The organism is Tenacibaculum salmonis, assembly GCF_041053065.1.
GTDB classification, from domain to species: Bacteria; Bacteroidota; Bacteroidia; order Flavobacteriales; family Flavobacteriaceae; genus Polaribacter; species Polaribacter pacificus_A.
The window spans coordinates 2,642,501-2,657,945 of the sequence record NZ_JBFCVV010000001.1; the positions used below are offsets into that span (position 1 = coordinate 2,642,501).

At 29.3% G+C, this 15,445-nt stretch carries 14 protein-coding genes and 1 pseudogene (1 of these 15 only partly in view); 3 read left to right on the plus strand and 12 right to left on the minus strand.

Features of this window, described 5'->3' with window-relative positions; genetic code table 11:
• From AB0T67_RS11655 to AB0T67_RS11665, 3 genes are all read right to left on the minus strand, one after another.
• On the minus strand, positions 1–620 hold the 5' portion of the coding sequence (locus tag AB0T67_RS11655) for a dihydrodipicolinate synthase family protein (RefSeq protein WP_369220423.1). 349 nt of this gene lie to the left of the window's left edge; only the first 620 of its 969 coding nucleotides appear in the window; it begins with the start codon at positions 618–620; its stop codon lies beyond the left edge, outside the window.
• Between the two features lie 506 nt (positions 621–1,126).
• Positions 1,127–1,771, minus strand: coding sequence for an IS3 family transposase (locus tag AB0T67_RS11660; protein ID WP_369220513.1), 645 nt, complete (start codon positions 1,769–1,771; stop codon positions 1,127–1,129).
• The gene (locus tag AB0T67_RS11665) at positions 1,768–2,922 is read right to left on the minus strand and encodes a hypothetical protein (RefSeq protein ID WP_369220424.1); all 1,155 of its coding nucleotides are present in this window, start codon (positions 2,920–2,922) and stop codon (positions 1,768–1,770) included. Before AB0T67_RS11665 ends, AB0T67_RS11660 begins: the two co-directional genes overlap by 4 nt.
• Before the next feature lie 195 nt (positions 2,923–3,117).
• Here AB0T67_RS11665 and sigZ point away from each other — a divergent pair, with 195 nt between their 5' ends.
• From sigZ to AB0T67_RS11680, 3 genes are all read left to right on the plus strand, one after another.
• Positions 3,118–3,675 (plus strand): RNA polymerase sigma factor SigZ, encoded by a 558-nt coding sequence (sigZ, locus tag AB0T67_RS11670; protein ID WP_369220425.1) that lies wholly within the window; start codon positions 3,118–3,120, stop codon positions 3,673–3,675.
• A gap of 77 nt (positions 3,676–3,752) precedes the next feature.
• On the plus strand, positions 3,753–4,553 hold the full coding sequence (gene arsM / locus AB0T67_RS11675; protein ID WP_369220426.1) for an arsenite methyltransferase: 801 nt from the start codon (positions 3,753–3,755) through the stop codon (positions 4,551–4,553).
• Between the two features lie 54 nt (positions 4,554–4,607).
• Positions 4,608–5,828, plus strand: a complete 1,221-nt coding sequence (locus AB0T67_RS11680) for a MalY/PatB family protein (RefSeq protein WP_369220427.1) — start codon at positions 4,608–4,610, stop codon at positions 5,826–5,828.
• Positions 5,829–6,085: 257 nt separating this feature from the next.
• On the opposite strand, the gene AB0T67_RS11685 is transcribed toward AB0T67_RS11680, so the two are convergent.
• The 9 genes and pseudogenes from AB0T67_RS11685 to AB0T67_RS11730 all read right to left on the minus strand — a co-directional run bounded on the left by AB0T67_RS11685 (position 6,086) and on the right by AB0T67_RS11730 (position 15,418).
• Positions 6,086–6,475, minus strand: coding sequence for a DDE-type integrase/transposase/recombinase (locus tag AB0T67_RS11685; RefSeq protein WP_369220514.1), 390 nt, complete (start codon positions 6,473–6,475; stop codon positions 6,086–6,088).
• Positions 6,476–6,485: 10 nt separating this feature from the next.
• Positions 6,486–6,815 (minus strand): hypothetical protein, encoded by a 330-nt coding sequence (locus AB0T67_RS11690; protein WP_369220428.1) that lies wholly within the window; start codon positions 6,813–6,815, stop codon positions 6,486–6,488.
• A 20-nt stretch (positions 6,816–6,835) separates the two neighbouring features.
• Positions 6,836–7,294 carry a transposase gene (locus tag AB0T67_RS11695; protein WP_369220429.1) on the minus strand — a complete coding sequence of 153 codons (459 nt, stop codon included), beginning with the start codon at positions 7,292–7,294 and terminating at the stop codon, positions 6,836–6,838.
• 102 nt (positions 7,295–7,396) lie between these two features.
• A complete protein-coding gene (locus AB0T67_RS11700) occupies positions 7,397–8,401 on the minus strand; it encodes an IS30 family transposase (protein ID WP_369220430.1) in 1,005 nt (334 codons plus the stop codon).
• A gap of 393 nt (positions 8,402–8,794) precedes the next feature.
• Positions 8,795–11,395, minus strand: coding sequence for a carboxypeptidase-like regulatory domain-containing protein (locus tag AB0T67_RS11705; RefSeq protein WP_369220431.1), 2,601 nt, complete (start codon positions 11,393–11,395; stop codon positions 8,795–8,797).
• A 5-nt stretch (positions 11,396–11,400) separates the two neighbouring features.
• A complete protein-coding gene (locus AB0T67_RS11710; RefSeq protein ID WP_369220432.1) occupies positions 11,401–12,138 on the minus strand; it encodes a GLPGLI family protein in 738 nt (245 codons plus the stop codon).
• A gap of 7 nt (positions 12,139–12,145) precedes the next feature.
• Positions 12,146–12,394, minus strand: coding sequence for a hypothetical protein (locus AB0T67_RS11715; RefSeq protein ID WP_369220433.1), 249 nt, complete (start codon positions 12,392–12,394; stop codon positions 12,146–12,148).
• 118 nt (positions 12,395–12,512) lie between these two features.
• A pseudogene (locus AB0T67_RS12325) lies at positions 12,513–13,518 on the minus strand (IS30 family transposase).
• Between the two features lie 157 nt (positions 13,519–13,675).
• Complete coding sequence (locus AB0T67_RS11730; RefSeq protein ID WP_369220435.1) at positions 13,676–15,418, minus strand: eCIS core domain-containing protein; 1,743 nt, start codon at positions 15,416–15,418, stop codon at positions 13,676–13,678.
• Between the last annotated feature and the right edge of the window lie 27 nt (positions 15,419–15,445).

Sequence of the window (15,445 nt, forward strand, 5' to 3'; positions counted from 1 at the left end):
AAAACCTTTAAATCTTTGTTTTCTAACATCAGTGTTTCAATAACAGAAACATCTATAGTTGATATTTTAAGAGCAGTTACATTAGGAAGAACAGAAACTCTTCTAAGAATATCCGTTGAAAGCGCATGATATCCGGCTGCATCAGGATTGTTATAAGGCATAATTGTTACACCTGCACCTCTTGCTGTTACTTCCGCAAGTTCATAGTACGCATACATTTCTTCTTCAGAAGGAACTGCTTTAGTTTTTGGTGGCATTACCATAACAGTATCCACTCCAACGGTAGCAAGATCTTCAACGATTTTGGCAAGTTCTTCTTTAGTTTCTGCTGCAGCTCCACTAATTAAGGGTACATTGTATTCTTTAGCAACCTCAGAAAGAGCTTTAAGTAAAGAAAGGCGTTGTTCTGAGCTTAGGTAGCTGTTTTCACCTAGAGTACCAGATCCAACAAGTCCGCCCATTCTGTTTCCTCCTTTTCCTTCAACTTTTAAAATATCTGAAGCGTATTTTTTTGTTGCTTCTAGGTCAATTTCAATAGCACCAGATTTTGACTCTTTTAGCCATGTAAATACTGCCGGCATAACGCTATATCTCCAATCTGAATTATTTTTTTTTATCATATTTATTCTTGTCTAAAATTATATCAATAAAATTTTTCACAAAACTATGCAAAATTATTCAAAAAGTTTCAAATCAGTCAAAGAAGAGATAAAATATGTCAATCACCGAAGTTTAGTTTTTCTTCTTTTTAGTTTACCGATTTACTATTTTTATGAAATAGAAGATTAGTATAAGAAATGTTTTTATGAATTATATTATTTCAAGAAACTTAAAATTTTTATTTTTTTTGTTAAAGATGTTTGTTTAATTTGTTGTTTATTAGTATTTTATATTTCGTTTTAGCTTTGTAAGATTGGGGGTTTTGTGTTTTTTTCATTTATTTAATACGATCTATAGCTAATATTTTTATTTATATACTCCTTCTTTGACATATTTAAATCGATATTTAAATATCGATTAAGGTTATTATAAATATTAATAGCTTTTTTTTTTGTGTTTTTTTGCTAAAATAGTATTTGTAATTATGTATTATACTGATATATATTGACCTTTTTTTAGCCGTTTATTATGATGCAAAAAATAATTTGAACGATATTTTTTTTAAAATTGTTAGTTCAGGGAAATTTACATTATTTATTCGATATGATTTATATTTTATATTAGGATTTAAATGTACTTCTGCAGGTTTTCTTAAATTTAGGCTAAAATGTGTTCTTAAATTATTGTATATCTCTACCGCTTGTTTTGTAATTTCTTTAGCAATAGCTGTATTTTTGATTATTTCTTTTAAAGCATATTCGTACTTTAAAGTTCTATTAATTCTTTCAGCAATAGCATTTTCGTAGGGATCATATTTTTCGGTCATACTGATTATAATTCCATTACTTTCAGCAAACTCAGTGTATTTAGGATTACAATATTGGAATCCTCTGTCAGAATGATGGATAAGTTTTTCATGAGGGTATTCCCTATTTTTAATAGCCATAGCGAGCGCATCGGAACAAAGTGATGTCTTCATATGGTTGTCGAGTTTATACCCCATAATTTTCTTGGAGTAGGTATCCGTAACGATTGCTAAGTAGTTGTGACCATTTTCAGTTTTGATGTATATAATATCAGTTACCCAAAGTTGTTCTGGTCTAGTAGGAACGTGGTCTTTTACAAGGTTTTTATATTTTCTAAAAAGATGTTTAGAATTTGTTGTTGTTATATAGTTTTTTCTTTTGGTAAATCTTTAAGCCTTCCATTATTTCTAACACTTAGAAAACTTAAGTTGTATAAACTTCCTATTTCTTTTGGAAGTTCTTTAATATTCGATGCTTCTATAGATAATCCTTTTAAGTTTTTTAATTTAGATATTGATTTAGGAAAGTTTTTAAGATTTGAATAATCTAAATTTAAGTATTCAAGACTTTCTATTTGTGCTAATTGATTAAAAAGTTTATCAAAGTCATTAATTTTGTTGCTTGATATTTTTAAAGCTTTTAACTTTCGAAACTGTTTAATATCATCAGGAAGTTCTACAATTTCTCCGCTTCTTAAATTTAAAATTTCTAAGTTTTTATCTAAATATTTTAAGTCTGATATGTTATGTTTTTTTACTTTGTAAAATTGTTTTTCATAGATTGGTTCAAGTAAAAAATTGTAAGTTAAATTAATATTTAGTCGAATTAATTTGTCGAATTCAGTTGCCTCTGCAAAAAAAGGTATTTTATTAAAATTATTTATTTCTAATTTATCATTAACAATTAATTCCATCAAATCATCATCTTTATTAAAACCATAATTTTCCAAAAATGCTGTATCCCAAAGAGCTCCTTCTTTATTACCTGCAAAATATTTAGAGTAAATTTTATAATAATAGATAACTTTAGTGTTTTCGCTTGAGTTTGGGTAACTTAAAGTTTCTTCATAGTTCAATGAAGATTTTTCATATGATTTATTTAAAAATTGTGCATTTGCTTTCATTAATAAAGTCTGTTGAGAAATACCGTAATATTTCTCTATTAGTTCAACCTCATTTATCGCTTCATTATATTGTTTGTTTTCATAATGATTAATGTATTTAAGTAATCGACCTCTACTCGAAGTTTTGTAGTTATTTAGAAATACTTTTAAGTTATTGGTGATTTTTTGATTGTTTTCTATTGGATTTATTTTGTTTAAACAAAGTGCTCTACTGAAATATAAAGCAGTATCATTTGGCTTTCTTCTCAATCCTTCTTCTACATAGTTCAGGGCTTTATTCCAATTATTCTTTTCGATTGATTTTATATAAGATTCTTTTAATTCTTCATCAGACAAATTCTTAATACAAGAACTTAGTATTATTAAGCAAATTATTGTTAAGTATTTTCTCATATTTTAAATTAGAAAATCAGTATTGATTTATTCTTTTGAGTGCGTTTTTAATGTTTGCTAACGGTTAATGTATGGTGTCGTAGCATCCCGAAGGGTGCTATGCACTATACATATTGTTAGTGAAAGTTAATGTTATTTTGCGTCTTTTTTTATTTTGAACGTCTATTAATTAATAGATGTTGTAAATTTACAGATATGCAAACAGAAATAGTAAAAGTATGGAATGACATGAACAATCGTTTATCTAATTTTGTAAATAGTAAAGTTCATAATTCGGAACTCACTAAAGATATAGTGCAGGATGTTTTCTTAAAAATCTTTTCTAAGAATGATACCTTAAAGAATAAAGATAAACTTGTCTCTTGGATTTATCAGATTACCCGTAATGAAATTGTCAACCATTTCCGGAAAAATAAATTCACTTCTGAGCTAGATGAAATTGAAGCAATAGAAACATTGGATCAAAGTCTTACCTCCGAAATTTCTGAATGTATGCATCCAATGATAAACAACCTGCCTGATAAATATAGAGAAGCATTAATTCTTTCAGATATTAAAGGAATCCCTCAAAAAGAAATTGCCAAACAATTAAATATTTCATATTCCGGAGCAAAATCAAGAGTGCAAAGAGGTAGAGAAATGTTGAAAGCAACATATCTCAAGTGTTGTGATATCTCTACAGATGTATATGGTGATGTACTTGATTATAACCAAAAGGGATGCGTTGATGATTGTGATGATTCTTGTGATTGAATAATATTTTGCGTCTTTTATTTAGGCTGACGTCTATAGAGTGAAAATATAAATTAGTAACTCAAAAAATATACGTTATGTCACAAAAAATTAAAGATGTAGTTAAAAAAACTTACACAGAAGTAGCAAAAGTAGGCCTTGGAGCAGGTTGTGGTCCAGCATGTTGTTCTCCCATACAAGATGTTATGAATGATAATTGGTCGATGAGTGAGAGCTATGCCGAAATGGATGGTTATCAAGAAGATGCTGATTATGCCCTAGGATGTGGATTACCAACACGAGATGCTAAAATTAAGGAAGGTGATACCGTTCTTGATTTAGGTTCTGGCGCAGGAAATGATGTTTTTGTAGCAAGAAGTGTTGTTGGTGAAATGGGTAAAGTTATCGGTGTAGATATGACTGAGGCGATGATTGCTAAAGCAAATCAAAACAAAGAGAAGTTAGGTTTCAGTAATGTTGAGTTTAAATTAGGTGAGATTGAAGACTTGCCAATTGAAGATAACTCAATTGATGTTGTAGTTAGTAACTGTGTAATGAACTTAGTTCCTAGTAAAGAAAAAGCATACCAAGAAACTTACAGAGTGTTAAAACCTAATGGTCATTTCAATATGTCTGATATTGTATTGCTTGGCGATTTACCCAAAGGAATAAAAGAAGCAGCACAATTGTATGCAGGTTGTATTTCAGGAGCGTTAGAAAAAGAGGCTTATTTAAAAGTGATTAAAGACGCAGGCTTCAAAAACATTACAATAACTAAAGAAAGAGCAATTGATGTACCTGATCATGTATTTCTTCAATATGTAAGCCCGGCAGAATTAGAAGAATTTAAGTCAAGTAGCAATGCTATTATAAGCTTAGGAGTTTTTGCGAAAAAATAATTACAACCTCCTCTCTGAAAAGGGAGGAGGTGATTTCATTTATAAAATAAGAAGATGAGTACATTCGATATAAAGTATAGCTACAAAAATAATTACGTTAAAAGTAATCCAAACTATTTAAAATCAATGTTTGGTAAAACAGATTTAATGCCTTTTTGGTTGGCTGATATGGATTTTAAGGTAGCAAACCCTATTGCCGATGAAATTAAAAGATTGGCTGAAAGAGGCAATTTTTCTTACGAATTTAATTCAGAAGAGGTTTTAGAAGCGATTGCAAATTGGAACAAACGTAGAAACGATTTAGAATTAAATCCCAAATCATTTATTCAAGTTCCTGGGGTGTTAACCGGTTTAGCCTTGTTAATTAGAGAGCTTACAAACGAAGGTGATGGAGTATTGGTACAAACTCCAGTTTACCATCAGTTTTTTCAATTAATTAAAACTGCCAATAGAGAATTAGTAGAAAACCCTCTTAAAATAGTTGATGGTAAGTATCAAATAGATTTTGAAGATTTTGAACAGAAATTAAAAGCTGAAAACGTTAAAGTGATGATACTTTGTAATCCACATAATCCAATAGGGAGAGTGTGGAATAGAGATGATTTGCAAAAAATGGTAGATATTGCAAATGAGTATGGTGTTACAATAATTAGTGACGAAATTCATTCAGACATTGTATATAAACCTGCTAAATTTAACAGTATTGTTTCTTTAGAAAACAGTCAAAACCACATAACCGTTTTAGGTTCTCCAGCTAAAGCTTTTGGAATGCACAGTATTTCTAACGGTTATATCTACATACCAAACCAAGAAATTCATAAAAAAGTGAAATCTACCGTTACTTCAATGTATTTAGATCATGGTAATGTAATTTCTAGTTATGCAACACTTGCTGCTTATAACAAGTCTGAAGATTGGATAAATGAGGTTATTGATTATTTAGATGTAACAATTAATTGGGTTGAGAACTATTTAGCAAAAGAGCTTCCTCAAATTAAAATGTTTAAACCAGAAGGAACATATCAGATATGGTTAGATTTTTCAGGGTTAAACCTTTCAAACACAGATTTGAATACCTTAATTGTAAATCAAGCTAAATTGGCTTTAACACCTGGTGTTTGGTTTGGCAAAAACCACAATCAATTTATGAGAATAAATATAGCTTCACCTTTGGCAGACATTAAACTGGCCATGGTTCAATTAAAAAGTGCAATAGAAATTGGCGTAGACTTTTGTGAATCCAATGAATCAGCAGATAATTCATGCTGTTGTTAATATCACATTTATAACATAAAAAAAAGGAACTATAAAATAGTTCCTTTTTTAATTTATTAAATTTTTTCAAAGAAAAATTCAGGCTCATTTCTTTCTGTCAAATTTGTTGAAAACCATTCCACAACATTCTTTATCCAAGGGTTTTCAAAACTCTATTATACTGATATAGGTTGACTTTTTTTTTAGGTTAATTTATATGGTTCAAACTATTTTTTTTAGTCGTTTATAATGCGAAAAATAATTTGAACTAGATTTTTTTAAATAGTTAGTTCGGGTAAATTTACATTATTTCTTCGATATGATTTATATTTTATATTCGGATTTAAATGTACTTCTACAGGTTTTCTTAGATTTAGGATAAAATGTGTTCTTAAATTATTGTATATATCTACCGCTTGTTTTGTAATTTCTTGAGCAATAGCTGTGTTTTTAATTATTTCTTTTAAAGCATTTTCGTACGGATCATATTGTTCTGTCATACTCATTATAATTTCATTACTTTCAGCAAACTCAGTGTATTTAGGGTTACAATATTGGAATCCTCTGTCAGAATGATGTATAAGTTTTTTATGCGGATATTTCCTATTTTTAATAGCCATAGCGAGCGCATCGGTACAAAGTAATGTCTTCGTGATTATCGAGTTTATACCTCATAATTTACTTGGAGTAGGCATCTGTAACGATTGCTAAGTAGTTGTGTCCATTTTCAGTTTTGATGTATGTAATATCAGCTACCCAAAGTTGCTCTGGTCGAGTAGGAACGTGTTCTTTTATAATGTTTTTATATTTTCTAAAAAGATGTTTAGAATTTGTTGTTGTTACATAGTTTTTTCTTTTAGGAATAAGTAAGTTATGAAGCCTTAAAAATCGATAAAACTTATCTCTACCTATGTTAATATTCTGATTAAGCATATCGTTTTTCAATTCTGTATATAGTTTAATTACTCCAGTTTTAGAACCTACAGTTTTACGATATTTTTGTACCATTTTAACTAGTTTTTTATCATTTAACTGTTTGTTTTCTTGTTTTTTAATTCTTTTGTAGAATGCTTGTTTACTAATCCCAAAACACTGATAGAACCATTTTCTTTTAAAATGTTTTTCTTCTTTATTTCTATCTCTTTTGCTAATGTTTCGGGCAACGACTTTTTTGACATATCGACTCCAGTAATGATTTCCATATCGGCAATAATATCTTGCTGAAAGTCTTTTACAAACTCCAGTTCTTCAATTCGTTCCTTTAGTTTTTTAATTTCATCTAATTTACTCATACCATTATTTTGTTGAGCTAAGGTACTATATTTTCTAATCCAATATGAAATAGTAGTTCTAGGAACATCATATTTTTTGGAGGCAAAGTTTGTAGATATTTGACCATTTTGAATTTGGTCAACGATGAATAATTTGAGTTCTAATGTTACTTTTTCGTACGTTTTTTTTCGCCAGGGTTGTTTTTGTAATTTCATAAGTGACTATCAATAATTGATGAATTTTTAGTCAACCTATTTCAGTAAAGTTCTTGGATTCAATGTTCTAACGCAACAAAGCGTTGTTAATTTTTGATGGTACTAAGCTATGTTTTTTATTTCAATATCCATCATTTCTTTAGGAGTTTTGTACGCTATAATTTTCCGAGGTCTATTGTTTAATTTTTGTTGAATAATTTGTAGTTGATTTTGGCTAATTTCATTAAAATTAGTACCCTTAGGCAGATATCGTCTAATGAGTCCATTTGTGTTTTCATTGGTGCCTCTTTCCCACGAAGAATATGGATGTGCAAAGTAAATTTTCATACCTGTTTTTTGTGTTATTTTTTGATGCCTTGCCATTTCAATTCCGTTGTCATATGTCATTGATTTTTTATAAATAGGATTTAATTTATTCAATATTTTACTAAACTGATTGGCAACTTCCATCGCTTTTTTCGATTTTAGTTTGATGATTAAAGTGAACCTTGTTTTGCGTTCAACAATTGTTCCGATAGCACTTTTATGGTCTTTTCCAATGATTAAGTCACCTTCCCAATGTCCAACTTCATCTCTAAGTTCAATATGCTTAGGTCTGTTGTCAATACTAACTTGATTGATTATTTTAGAGTCACCACCACGTTTTTTTTTATGAGGTCTCCGCCTTGTTTTTTTACGAACTAGAAGTTTTATTAATTTTTTATTTAAACTAGCTTGTGGTCTGGTGTAAATGTGTCTATAGATAGCTTCATGTGAAATAGACATTATTGGGTTGTTTGGATATAACTCTTTGAGTCTTCCTGAAATTTGTTCAGGAGTCCAGTTAGATAAAAGTCCTTTATAAACAAAAAATTTGAGTAGGGAATAGGTGCTTATTTTATCAAGGTTTCTTTTGTTCGCATAATCATCTTTAGCGTTCCAATGTGCTAATTCAGCATCATATTTATCTTCTTTATTTTGTACCCATTTAGAGACTTCTCTAAAGATTGTTGAACGTGCTCTTTTTAATGTTTTAGCGATATAAGATTTAGACTTTTTTTCATTTAAAAGAGTCTGAATAATAACTCTTTCTTTTAGAGTTAAACGTCTATGCTTTTTTATTTCCATTTTACAAATCTATAATTTTAGATTTGTTGCGTTAAGTTATTGAATGGAGCGTTCAATTCCGCCATTACTTGCAACGGTTTTGTATATGAAACGTAGCGTATAAAAATACGATAAATTTCGAGTTTAACACAAAGCCAAATTTTTACATTTTGTTTTTATCTTTTCTATTTTAAAAGCCAAATTAAAAATTTGGCGGAACTTTCTAAATAAGCAAGAACCTTTGAGTTTAACACTTATTAGCTATGTTTTATATACGGTGTTAGGCAACGTTATTTTTTAAATTTAATTGTCTCAATATCAGTATTAAATTATCCATTTCACTTTCTTTTATACCATAGTTAAATGTGTCTTTTTAAATTTCTGCTTTAATAAATTCTTTGAAAACTAATAAAATTAAAAATGATACCGCATACCAACCAATAAACTACCTTTTAACTGCTCTAATTTAGTGAATTGAGAATATGAGTTGTCACTACGATATGTTATACGTGGATTATTTTTTAGATTGAGAATATTATTACCTTTTAAAAAAAGCTCTATATTCCTGCTAAATTTCCATTGCAGAGAGAATTTTAAATCGTTTATTTCTTGATTTTTAAAACCGGATTTTATTTTAGTGTATTTATAACTCAAACTCCATAATAAATTATTATATTTTCCATAAACTTCAGGAATGACATAGAAATTATTTATACTGTAATCAAGTTCTGAAAATTCATTTTTGCTAACATTTCTATTGTAAAATAAATTTATACGCGTATTTGCAAAACTTTTTCTATCTAGGTTTAATATTAGTCTTGTAGAGTAAGAAAATAAATCATTCATACTTTTTTTCGTGTTAAAATAGGAGTACGTTTTCGTTTTTACAAATTCGGCTGAAAATCTATATTTTAAACTTTTAATAGAACTATTATATTTAGATTTTATCATAAAACTATGTGACGGAACTCTTTCGTAATTTTTTTCTATATAATTTTCTTTTACTACTGTGTTATAACTTATCGCATTTTTTGTAATGGTATAATTCGCCATAATATCAAAAGTTGTACTTCTAGTATAACTGTATGCGTTGTAATTTAACCCAAAAACGGTGTCTTCTATAGGTGTAAAAATATCTATATTAGGATTAATTATAGTGTTATAATTTGAGATTAATTGCACTAAATTAGATTGATAAATTGAACAATTTTTATTTTTTTGTAGAAAATTAAAATTTAATGATTGATTATTTTTAAGTTGATAACTTAACAACAAATCAGGTAAAGCCCAATTCTGGTTTGTTCTTAAATTATTTATATTTAGACTGTTATTTATATAATTTAAGCCGATTTCAGTGGAAAAATTCCAATTAAATTTATGATATAATTTATTATAAAAGCCAAATTGATTTTTAACGCCTTTTAAGTTTAAATCAAATTTATTATGATTAGAATTTAAGTCTATTTTATTAATTTTACTTCCAAATGATACTATTGATTTCAGTTCTGTTTTTTTAGAGAAATTGTAAAAACTCGAAATGTCTAAGTTAATATTATTCAATTTGTCATTTCCTTGATTTAAAAGTTGGGGTTCGTTTGTAAAATCTAAACCTAAAAATGGTTGATTTGCGTTATAATTTATCGTGCTTTTTTGATTTTTAATATCATAAAACAAATTTAGTTCAATATAAAAATCATCTTTTAATTGATTTTTATATGCTAAATTTTGCCCCAAAAAAAACAATTTATTTTCTTTTTTTTGAGATACATTGAAATTCTGATTAATATTTTTAAAATAATTATCTTTTAAAGGGTTAAATTTAAAATTATAAGTCAAAACTTCATTTTTATTAATTTTATGGGAGAGTGTAACATAAGAATTCCCTAAATAACTGGTTGAATTTTGAACTTTATGTTCATTAATTACAAATGGGTTTTCTCCAACATAAGTTTTCCTATTTGTTAGCAATTCATTAATATCTGTTTTATCAAAGTTAATATATCCTGTCAATTTTGTTCTTTTTGAAAATTGATTGGTAAAATTGATTGAGTTAAAAAATGTTTTTCTTGTATGAGTGTCGTTTTTTACAAATACAAAGCGTGGTGTTTTGGAATGGTCAATTTCCAAAGTTCCTGTTCCGTTATTTCTATTGCTTTTTACAAAGTTTTTGATTCCACCGCTCATTTCAATATAATCCATCAGATTAATGGCAGGTTCGCCAATATTGTTTGCCTCGGATACCAAAGCAAAATTTCCCTTATTGACAAATTTAAACAAATTTGAATGTGCCTGATATTTTTCTAATAGTCCTGATTTTCCGTCAATGTTTCCAACAATTCTATTTCTATAATCTTTTTTTAGAGTAACATTTAAAACGATTTTTCCTGTTTTTTGTGACGATATATCATCAAAGTCTTTGAAGTTTTTTAAAAGTTTTATTCCTTTTATAGCTTCAGCACTTAAATTTTCGGTTGCCATTTCGTGCTTTTTACCAAAAAAATCATTGCCATCTATGATGACTTTTTCAATTTTTCTGCCTTGATAATTTATTTTTTTATTTTCATCAATTGATAGTCCAGGAAGTTTTTCTACAATGTCTTTTAAATTACGTTCTGTTTTGTTCGTTATACTGTTGAGTTTGTAAGTTATTGTATCATTTTCAACTTTAAATTCTTTAAAATCTACATTGATAATAATCTCTTTTAATTCTTCAACTCTTTCTTCAAGGGGTATTTTTAGGTTATTAAAATTTTTAAGTTGAATATTTTTAAGTTTATAACCTAAAAGTCTAATTTTTAAGAAATATTGTTTTTTGTTATCAGGAATTGGCAAAGAAAATTCGCCTTTCTCGTTAGAAGAAGTATAGTTTTGAGTTAAATCGGTTTCTTTTTCAACAAGTTGAATAGAAGCAAAACCAATAGGCTTGTTGTTTATGTTAACAACAAGTCCTTTTATTTTTGTTTGAGCAAATGTATTGATTGCTATTAAAAAAATAATAATTTTTATTGACTTCATTTAAATTAATGAAGTGATCTACCTTTACGCTCTATAATAAAAGGTTTAGGATTTCTAAATTCTTCCTCTGTAATTAATTCATACTTTTTATCCAAAGTCTTAAATTTAATGGTTTTTGGATAATCTAAACTCACTAATTGATATGTTTTAAATTGATTTAAAACTTCTATAAAAACCGCTAACCCAGGTAATCCATCGTACGAGTTAGGCGCACCTATTATGCCAAAATCATCAGTAAACCAACAAATAATTTTTTCATCATCATTAGAACCTATGGCTTTTCTACAATTAAAACCATTTATATTTTTACGTTCATGGGTAATTTTCCAATCAATAAAATTAATCTTTCGTTTTAATACTCTTGTCGGTAAATCAGGGTATTGATTACTTTTAGTTTGATAAAATTGTGTTTTACTAACAAAATCCTTGATAATTAATATTTCACTTTTACCGTTTTCTTCATTAATATTTCCTTTTTTTGTTTTCGAAATATTCATTGAAGGAACAAAATACATCGCTTTTTTTGAATTACCCTCTAACACAGCTAATGAAGTAGAGGCTGGTGATGTAATAGAGTCTTTAATTTGATTAAAATTAGGGAAATCTTTCATGTACGCTTTAAATTCATTCTTTATACGACGTTCTTTTAAGATTTCCTTATATGTAATACGGTAGTTTTTTGATTGTGAAACACCAATTATAGGAATTAAACATAATATTAAAATAAGTTGAAATTTTACCATATTAAAATTACCTAGCCTGACCTGTTCCACAATCTATAATCACCATCATTGTATGTTTAGTAATATTACCATCTTTACTGGTTATATACAGGTCTCTGTAATGTATCTGACATATAGGTTTATCTTTTTTATTACTTTTTTTTGTAATTTCAAATTTAGTTAAATTAATATGTTTTTTAGGAGTTTTAGTATTTTTGTCATTTGCAAAACTCACCGAGCTTAGAAGTATTAAACTTCCAATAATTAAATTTTTCATATATCATTATTTTTTTATGAATTAATAATAGTTCAAATATGAGTATTAATATTTGAAATTCCAACTTTCTTGGATTCAATGTTCTAACGCAACAAAGCGTTGTTAATTTTTGATGGTACTAAGCTATGTTTTTTATTTCAATATCCATTATTTCTTTAGGAGTTTTGTACGCTATAATTTTCCGAGGTCTATTGTTTAATTTTTGTTGAATAATTTGTAGTTGATTTTCGCTAATTTCATTAAAATTAGTACCCTTAGGCAGATATCGTCTAATGAGTCCATTTGTGTTTTCATTGGTGCCTCTTTCCCACGAAGAATATGGATGTGCAAAGTAAATTTTCATACCTGTTTTTTGCGTTATTTTTTGATGTCTTGCCATTTCAATTCCGTTGTCATATGTCATTGATTTTTTATAAATAGGATTTAATTTATTCAATATTTTACTAAACTGATTGGCAACTTCCATCGCTTTTTTCGATTTTAGTTTGATGATTAAAGTGAACCTTGTTTTGCGTTCAACAATTGTTCCGATAGCACTTTTATGGTCTTTTCCAATGATTAAGTCCCCTTCCCAATGTCCAACTTCATCTCTAAGTTCAATATGCTTAGGTCTGTTGTCAATACTAACTTGATTGATTATTTTAGAGCCACCACCACGTTTTTTTTTATGAGGTCTCCGCCTTGTTTTTTTACGAACTAGAAAGTTTTATTAATTTTTTATTTAAACTAGCTTGTGTTCTGGTGTAAATGTGTCTATAGATAGCTTCATGTGAAATAGACATTATTGGGTTGTTTGGATATAACTCTTTGAGTCTTCCTGAAATTTGTTCAGGAGTCTAGTTAGATAAAAGTCCTTTATAAACAAAAAATTTGAGTAGGGAATAGGTGCTTATTTTATCAAGGTTTCTTTTGTTCGCATAATCATCTTTAGCGTTCCAATGTGCTAATTCAGCATCATATTTATCTTCTTTATTTTGTACCCATTTAGAGACTTCTCTAAAGATTGTTGAACGTGCTCTTTTTAATGTTTTAGCGATATAAGATTTAGACTTTTTTTCATTTAAAAGAGTCTGAATAATAACTCTTTCTTTTAGAGTTAAACGTCTATGCTTTTTTATTTCCATTTTACAAACCTATAATTTTAGATTTGTTGCGTTAAGTTATTGAATGGAGCGACCGAAGGGAGGATTGTCGGTAACGTTCCGTGTATGGTGTCGTAGCATCCCGAAGGGTGCTATGCACTATACATTTTGTTATAGGCTTTTTTTTAACTGTATTGTTTTAATCTGGCTTGAATTGCTCTTCCCATACCAGTTTAGCAATAGCAAAAATATTTTCACTTGTTAAAGATTTCATAGCTTCATCATCTTCTGAGTCGGTGTCGCTATTATCCGTCTCGCGTCCCATGTCAGATACAGAAATTTCACCGCTTCTATTGGTGTATCTTTTCATTTTAGCTAAATGAGTCTGAAGATTAGTATAAATGGCTTGTAAATAAGATTCTGCATTGTTAATTGAGTCTAATAACTCGGCAAGTTGCTTCTTCGAGGATTCAGAAATCCAAGCATAACCTGTGTATTTTCCAAGTAAATGTTGTTGTCCCAATTGGGCAAAATACGCCTGACATGCCAAGCATGCTACTTTTGTTCCACCTACCGCTTTCATCTTAGCTTTAACCTCTTTAATCTTAATGTTTATTGCAACTTCTGCATGATACTTTTTCTTATTTGGAGGCACCCTAAGTCTTCGTTCACCATAATCTTTACCAAATCTACGAGCACTTTTTGCAGCTAACCTAGCCTCCGATCTCTTATTTGACTTGTGAATAGCTGTAACAACATACGGTATTAAATCCTTTGAGGACACTTTTTTTGATTTGCGTAAATCATCAGGAATTACAACAAGTTTTGCTATTTGTCTCTTTCCTTTATTTGTTCTTACTGCACGTTTTGCACTTTTTAGCAAGCTCTGCCTGCGAGCGTCAATATTAAGAGGTCGGATTTCTGAAATGTAGAACTTAGATACGAGTTGATCCTTATAGGGGGCAAACCTCTTGTTAGCTGTGTCAGAATTCGCTGAAATATAGACTTCATGAGCCTTATCTAATACGTCAGACGCATGGGCTGTTTGGATTTCCGGGGTTAATTTCCCTGTTTTGCTTTTATTTACATATTCCTTTGCTTTTGCGCTGAAATTTGTAAGTCGAGCCTGTTCAGTGCTAATTTTCGCCTGATTAGTTTCTTCCATGCCAGCTATATATGTTGCTGGGTTCATTGGGGTGAATGAGCTGTCTGTTTTAAAGGCATCTTTTATTTTGTGGATTTTATTAATCATTTTATTAGCACGGTCTATAGAGTCATTTAGCTGTTTTATTTTCTGAGAATGAGTTATAGTAGCAACTCGTTGAACAACTCCTCTTATAGTTTTATGCTGAATAGTTTTTCCATCTCCTACCCCATTAAAGTGGTCTATTTTTGAAGCCTTCGAACCCATAACATCAGCCTCTTTTTCTAACCCTGTATCATCATTGATATTGACCTTACCTTTCATTTGCATGGTAGGTTTTACTCTACCTTGCTTCTGCTGAACCACATGCCAAGCTTCATGTGGTAAGTGTTTTTCTTGCCCAGAACCTAGATGAATATCCGTTCCTTGAGCATATGCATGGGCTTGTAGTTGAGCTGGTTTATCTGAGTTGTAATGAACCTTGACATCATCCATTGAGTAGCCAGATAGGTTTTCTATTCCCGATTTGAGATAATCAGGTAAACCTGTGTTGTTTTCTTTCTTTTGAATAGGTTGCCGTTGTTGAGCAAAATAATTGTTAGCCATAGCCTGCAATTGAGCTGCTTGTTTTGCCTGTGGGCTATTGTTAGCCATCTCTTGCAGTTTTCGCTGAGCAATCGCCTCAGGTCGGTTGTCTACAAATTGAAAAGTTGACGCACCATCTCTCTGTTTTTGGGGAGTTGCACCCGCAACCGATTGGTTTTTATTCTCCTGAAATTTTTCAGCATGCGTATTCATAATTTTTGCTCTTCAGTTTTTGGTCAA

Coding starts and splice junctions, on each gene's coding strand:
- AB0T67_RS11730 (WP_369220435.1), bottom strand. CDS start 15,418: ATGAATACGCATGCTGAAAAATTTCAGGAGAATAAAAACCAATCGGTT.
- sigZ (WP_369220425.1), top strand. CDS start 3,118: ATGCAAACAGAAATAGTAAAAGTATGGAATGACATGAACAATCGTTTA.
- arsM (WP_369220426.1), top strand. CDS start 3,753: ATGTCACAAAAAATTAAAGATGTAGTTAAAAAAACTTACACAGAAGTA.
- AB0T67_RS11665 (WP_369220424.1), bottom strand. CDS start 2,922: ATGAGAAAATACTTAACAATAATTTGCTTAATAATACTAAGTTCTTGT.
- AB0T67_RS11690 (WP_369220428.1), bottom strand. CDS start 6,815: ATGGTACAAAAATATCGTAAAACTGTAGGTTCTAAAACTGGAGTAATT.
- AB0T67_RS11695 (WP_369220429.1), bottom strand. CDS start 7,294: ATGAAATTACAAAAACAACCCTGGCGAAAAAAAACGTACGAAAAAGTA.
- AB0T67_RS11680 (WP_369220427.1), top strand. CDS start 4,608: ATGAGTACATTCGATATAAAGTATAGCTACAAAAATAATTACGTTAAA.
- AB0T67_RS11705 (WP_369220431.1), bottom strand. CDS start 11,395: ATGAAGTCAATAAAAATTATTATTTTTTTAATAGCAATCAATACATTT.
- AB0T67_RS11715 (WP_369220433.1), bottom strand. CDS start 12,394: ATGAAAAATTTAATTATTGGAAGTTTAATACTTCTAAGCTCGGTGAGT.
- AB0T67_RS11710 (WP_369220432.1), bottom strand. CDS start 12,138: ATGGTAAAATTTCAACTTATTTTAATATTATGTTTAATTCCTATAATT.
- AB0T67_RS11700 (WP_369220430.1), bottom strand. CDS start 8,401: ATGGAAATAAAAAAGCATAGACGTTTAACTCTAAAAGAAAGAGTTATT.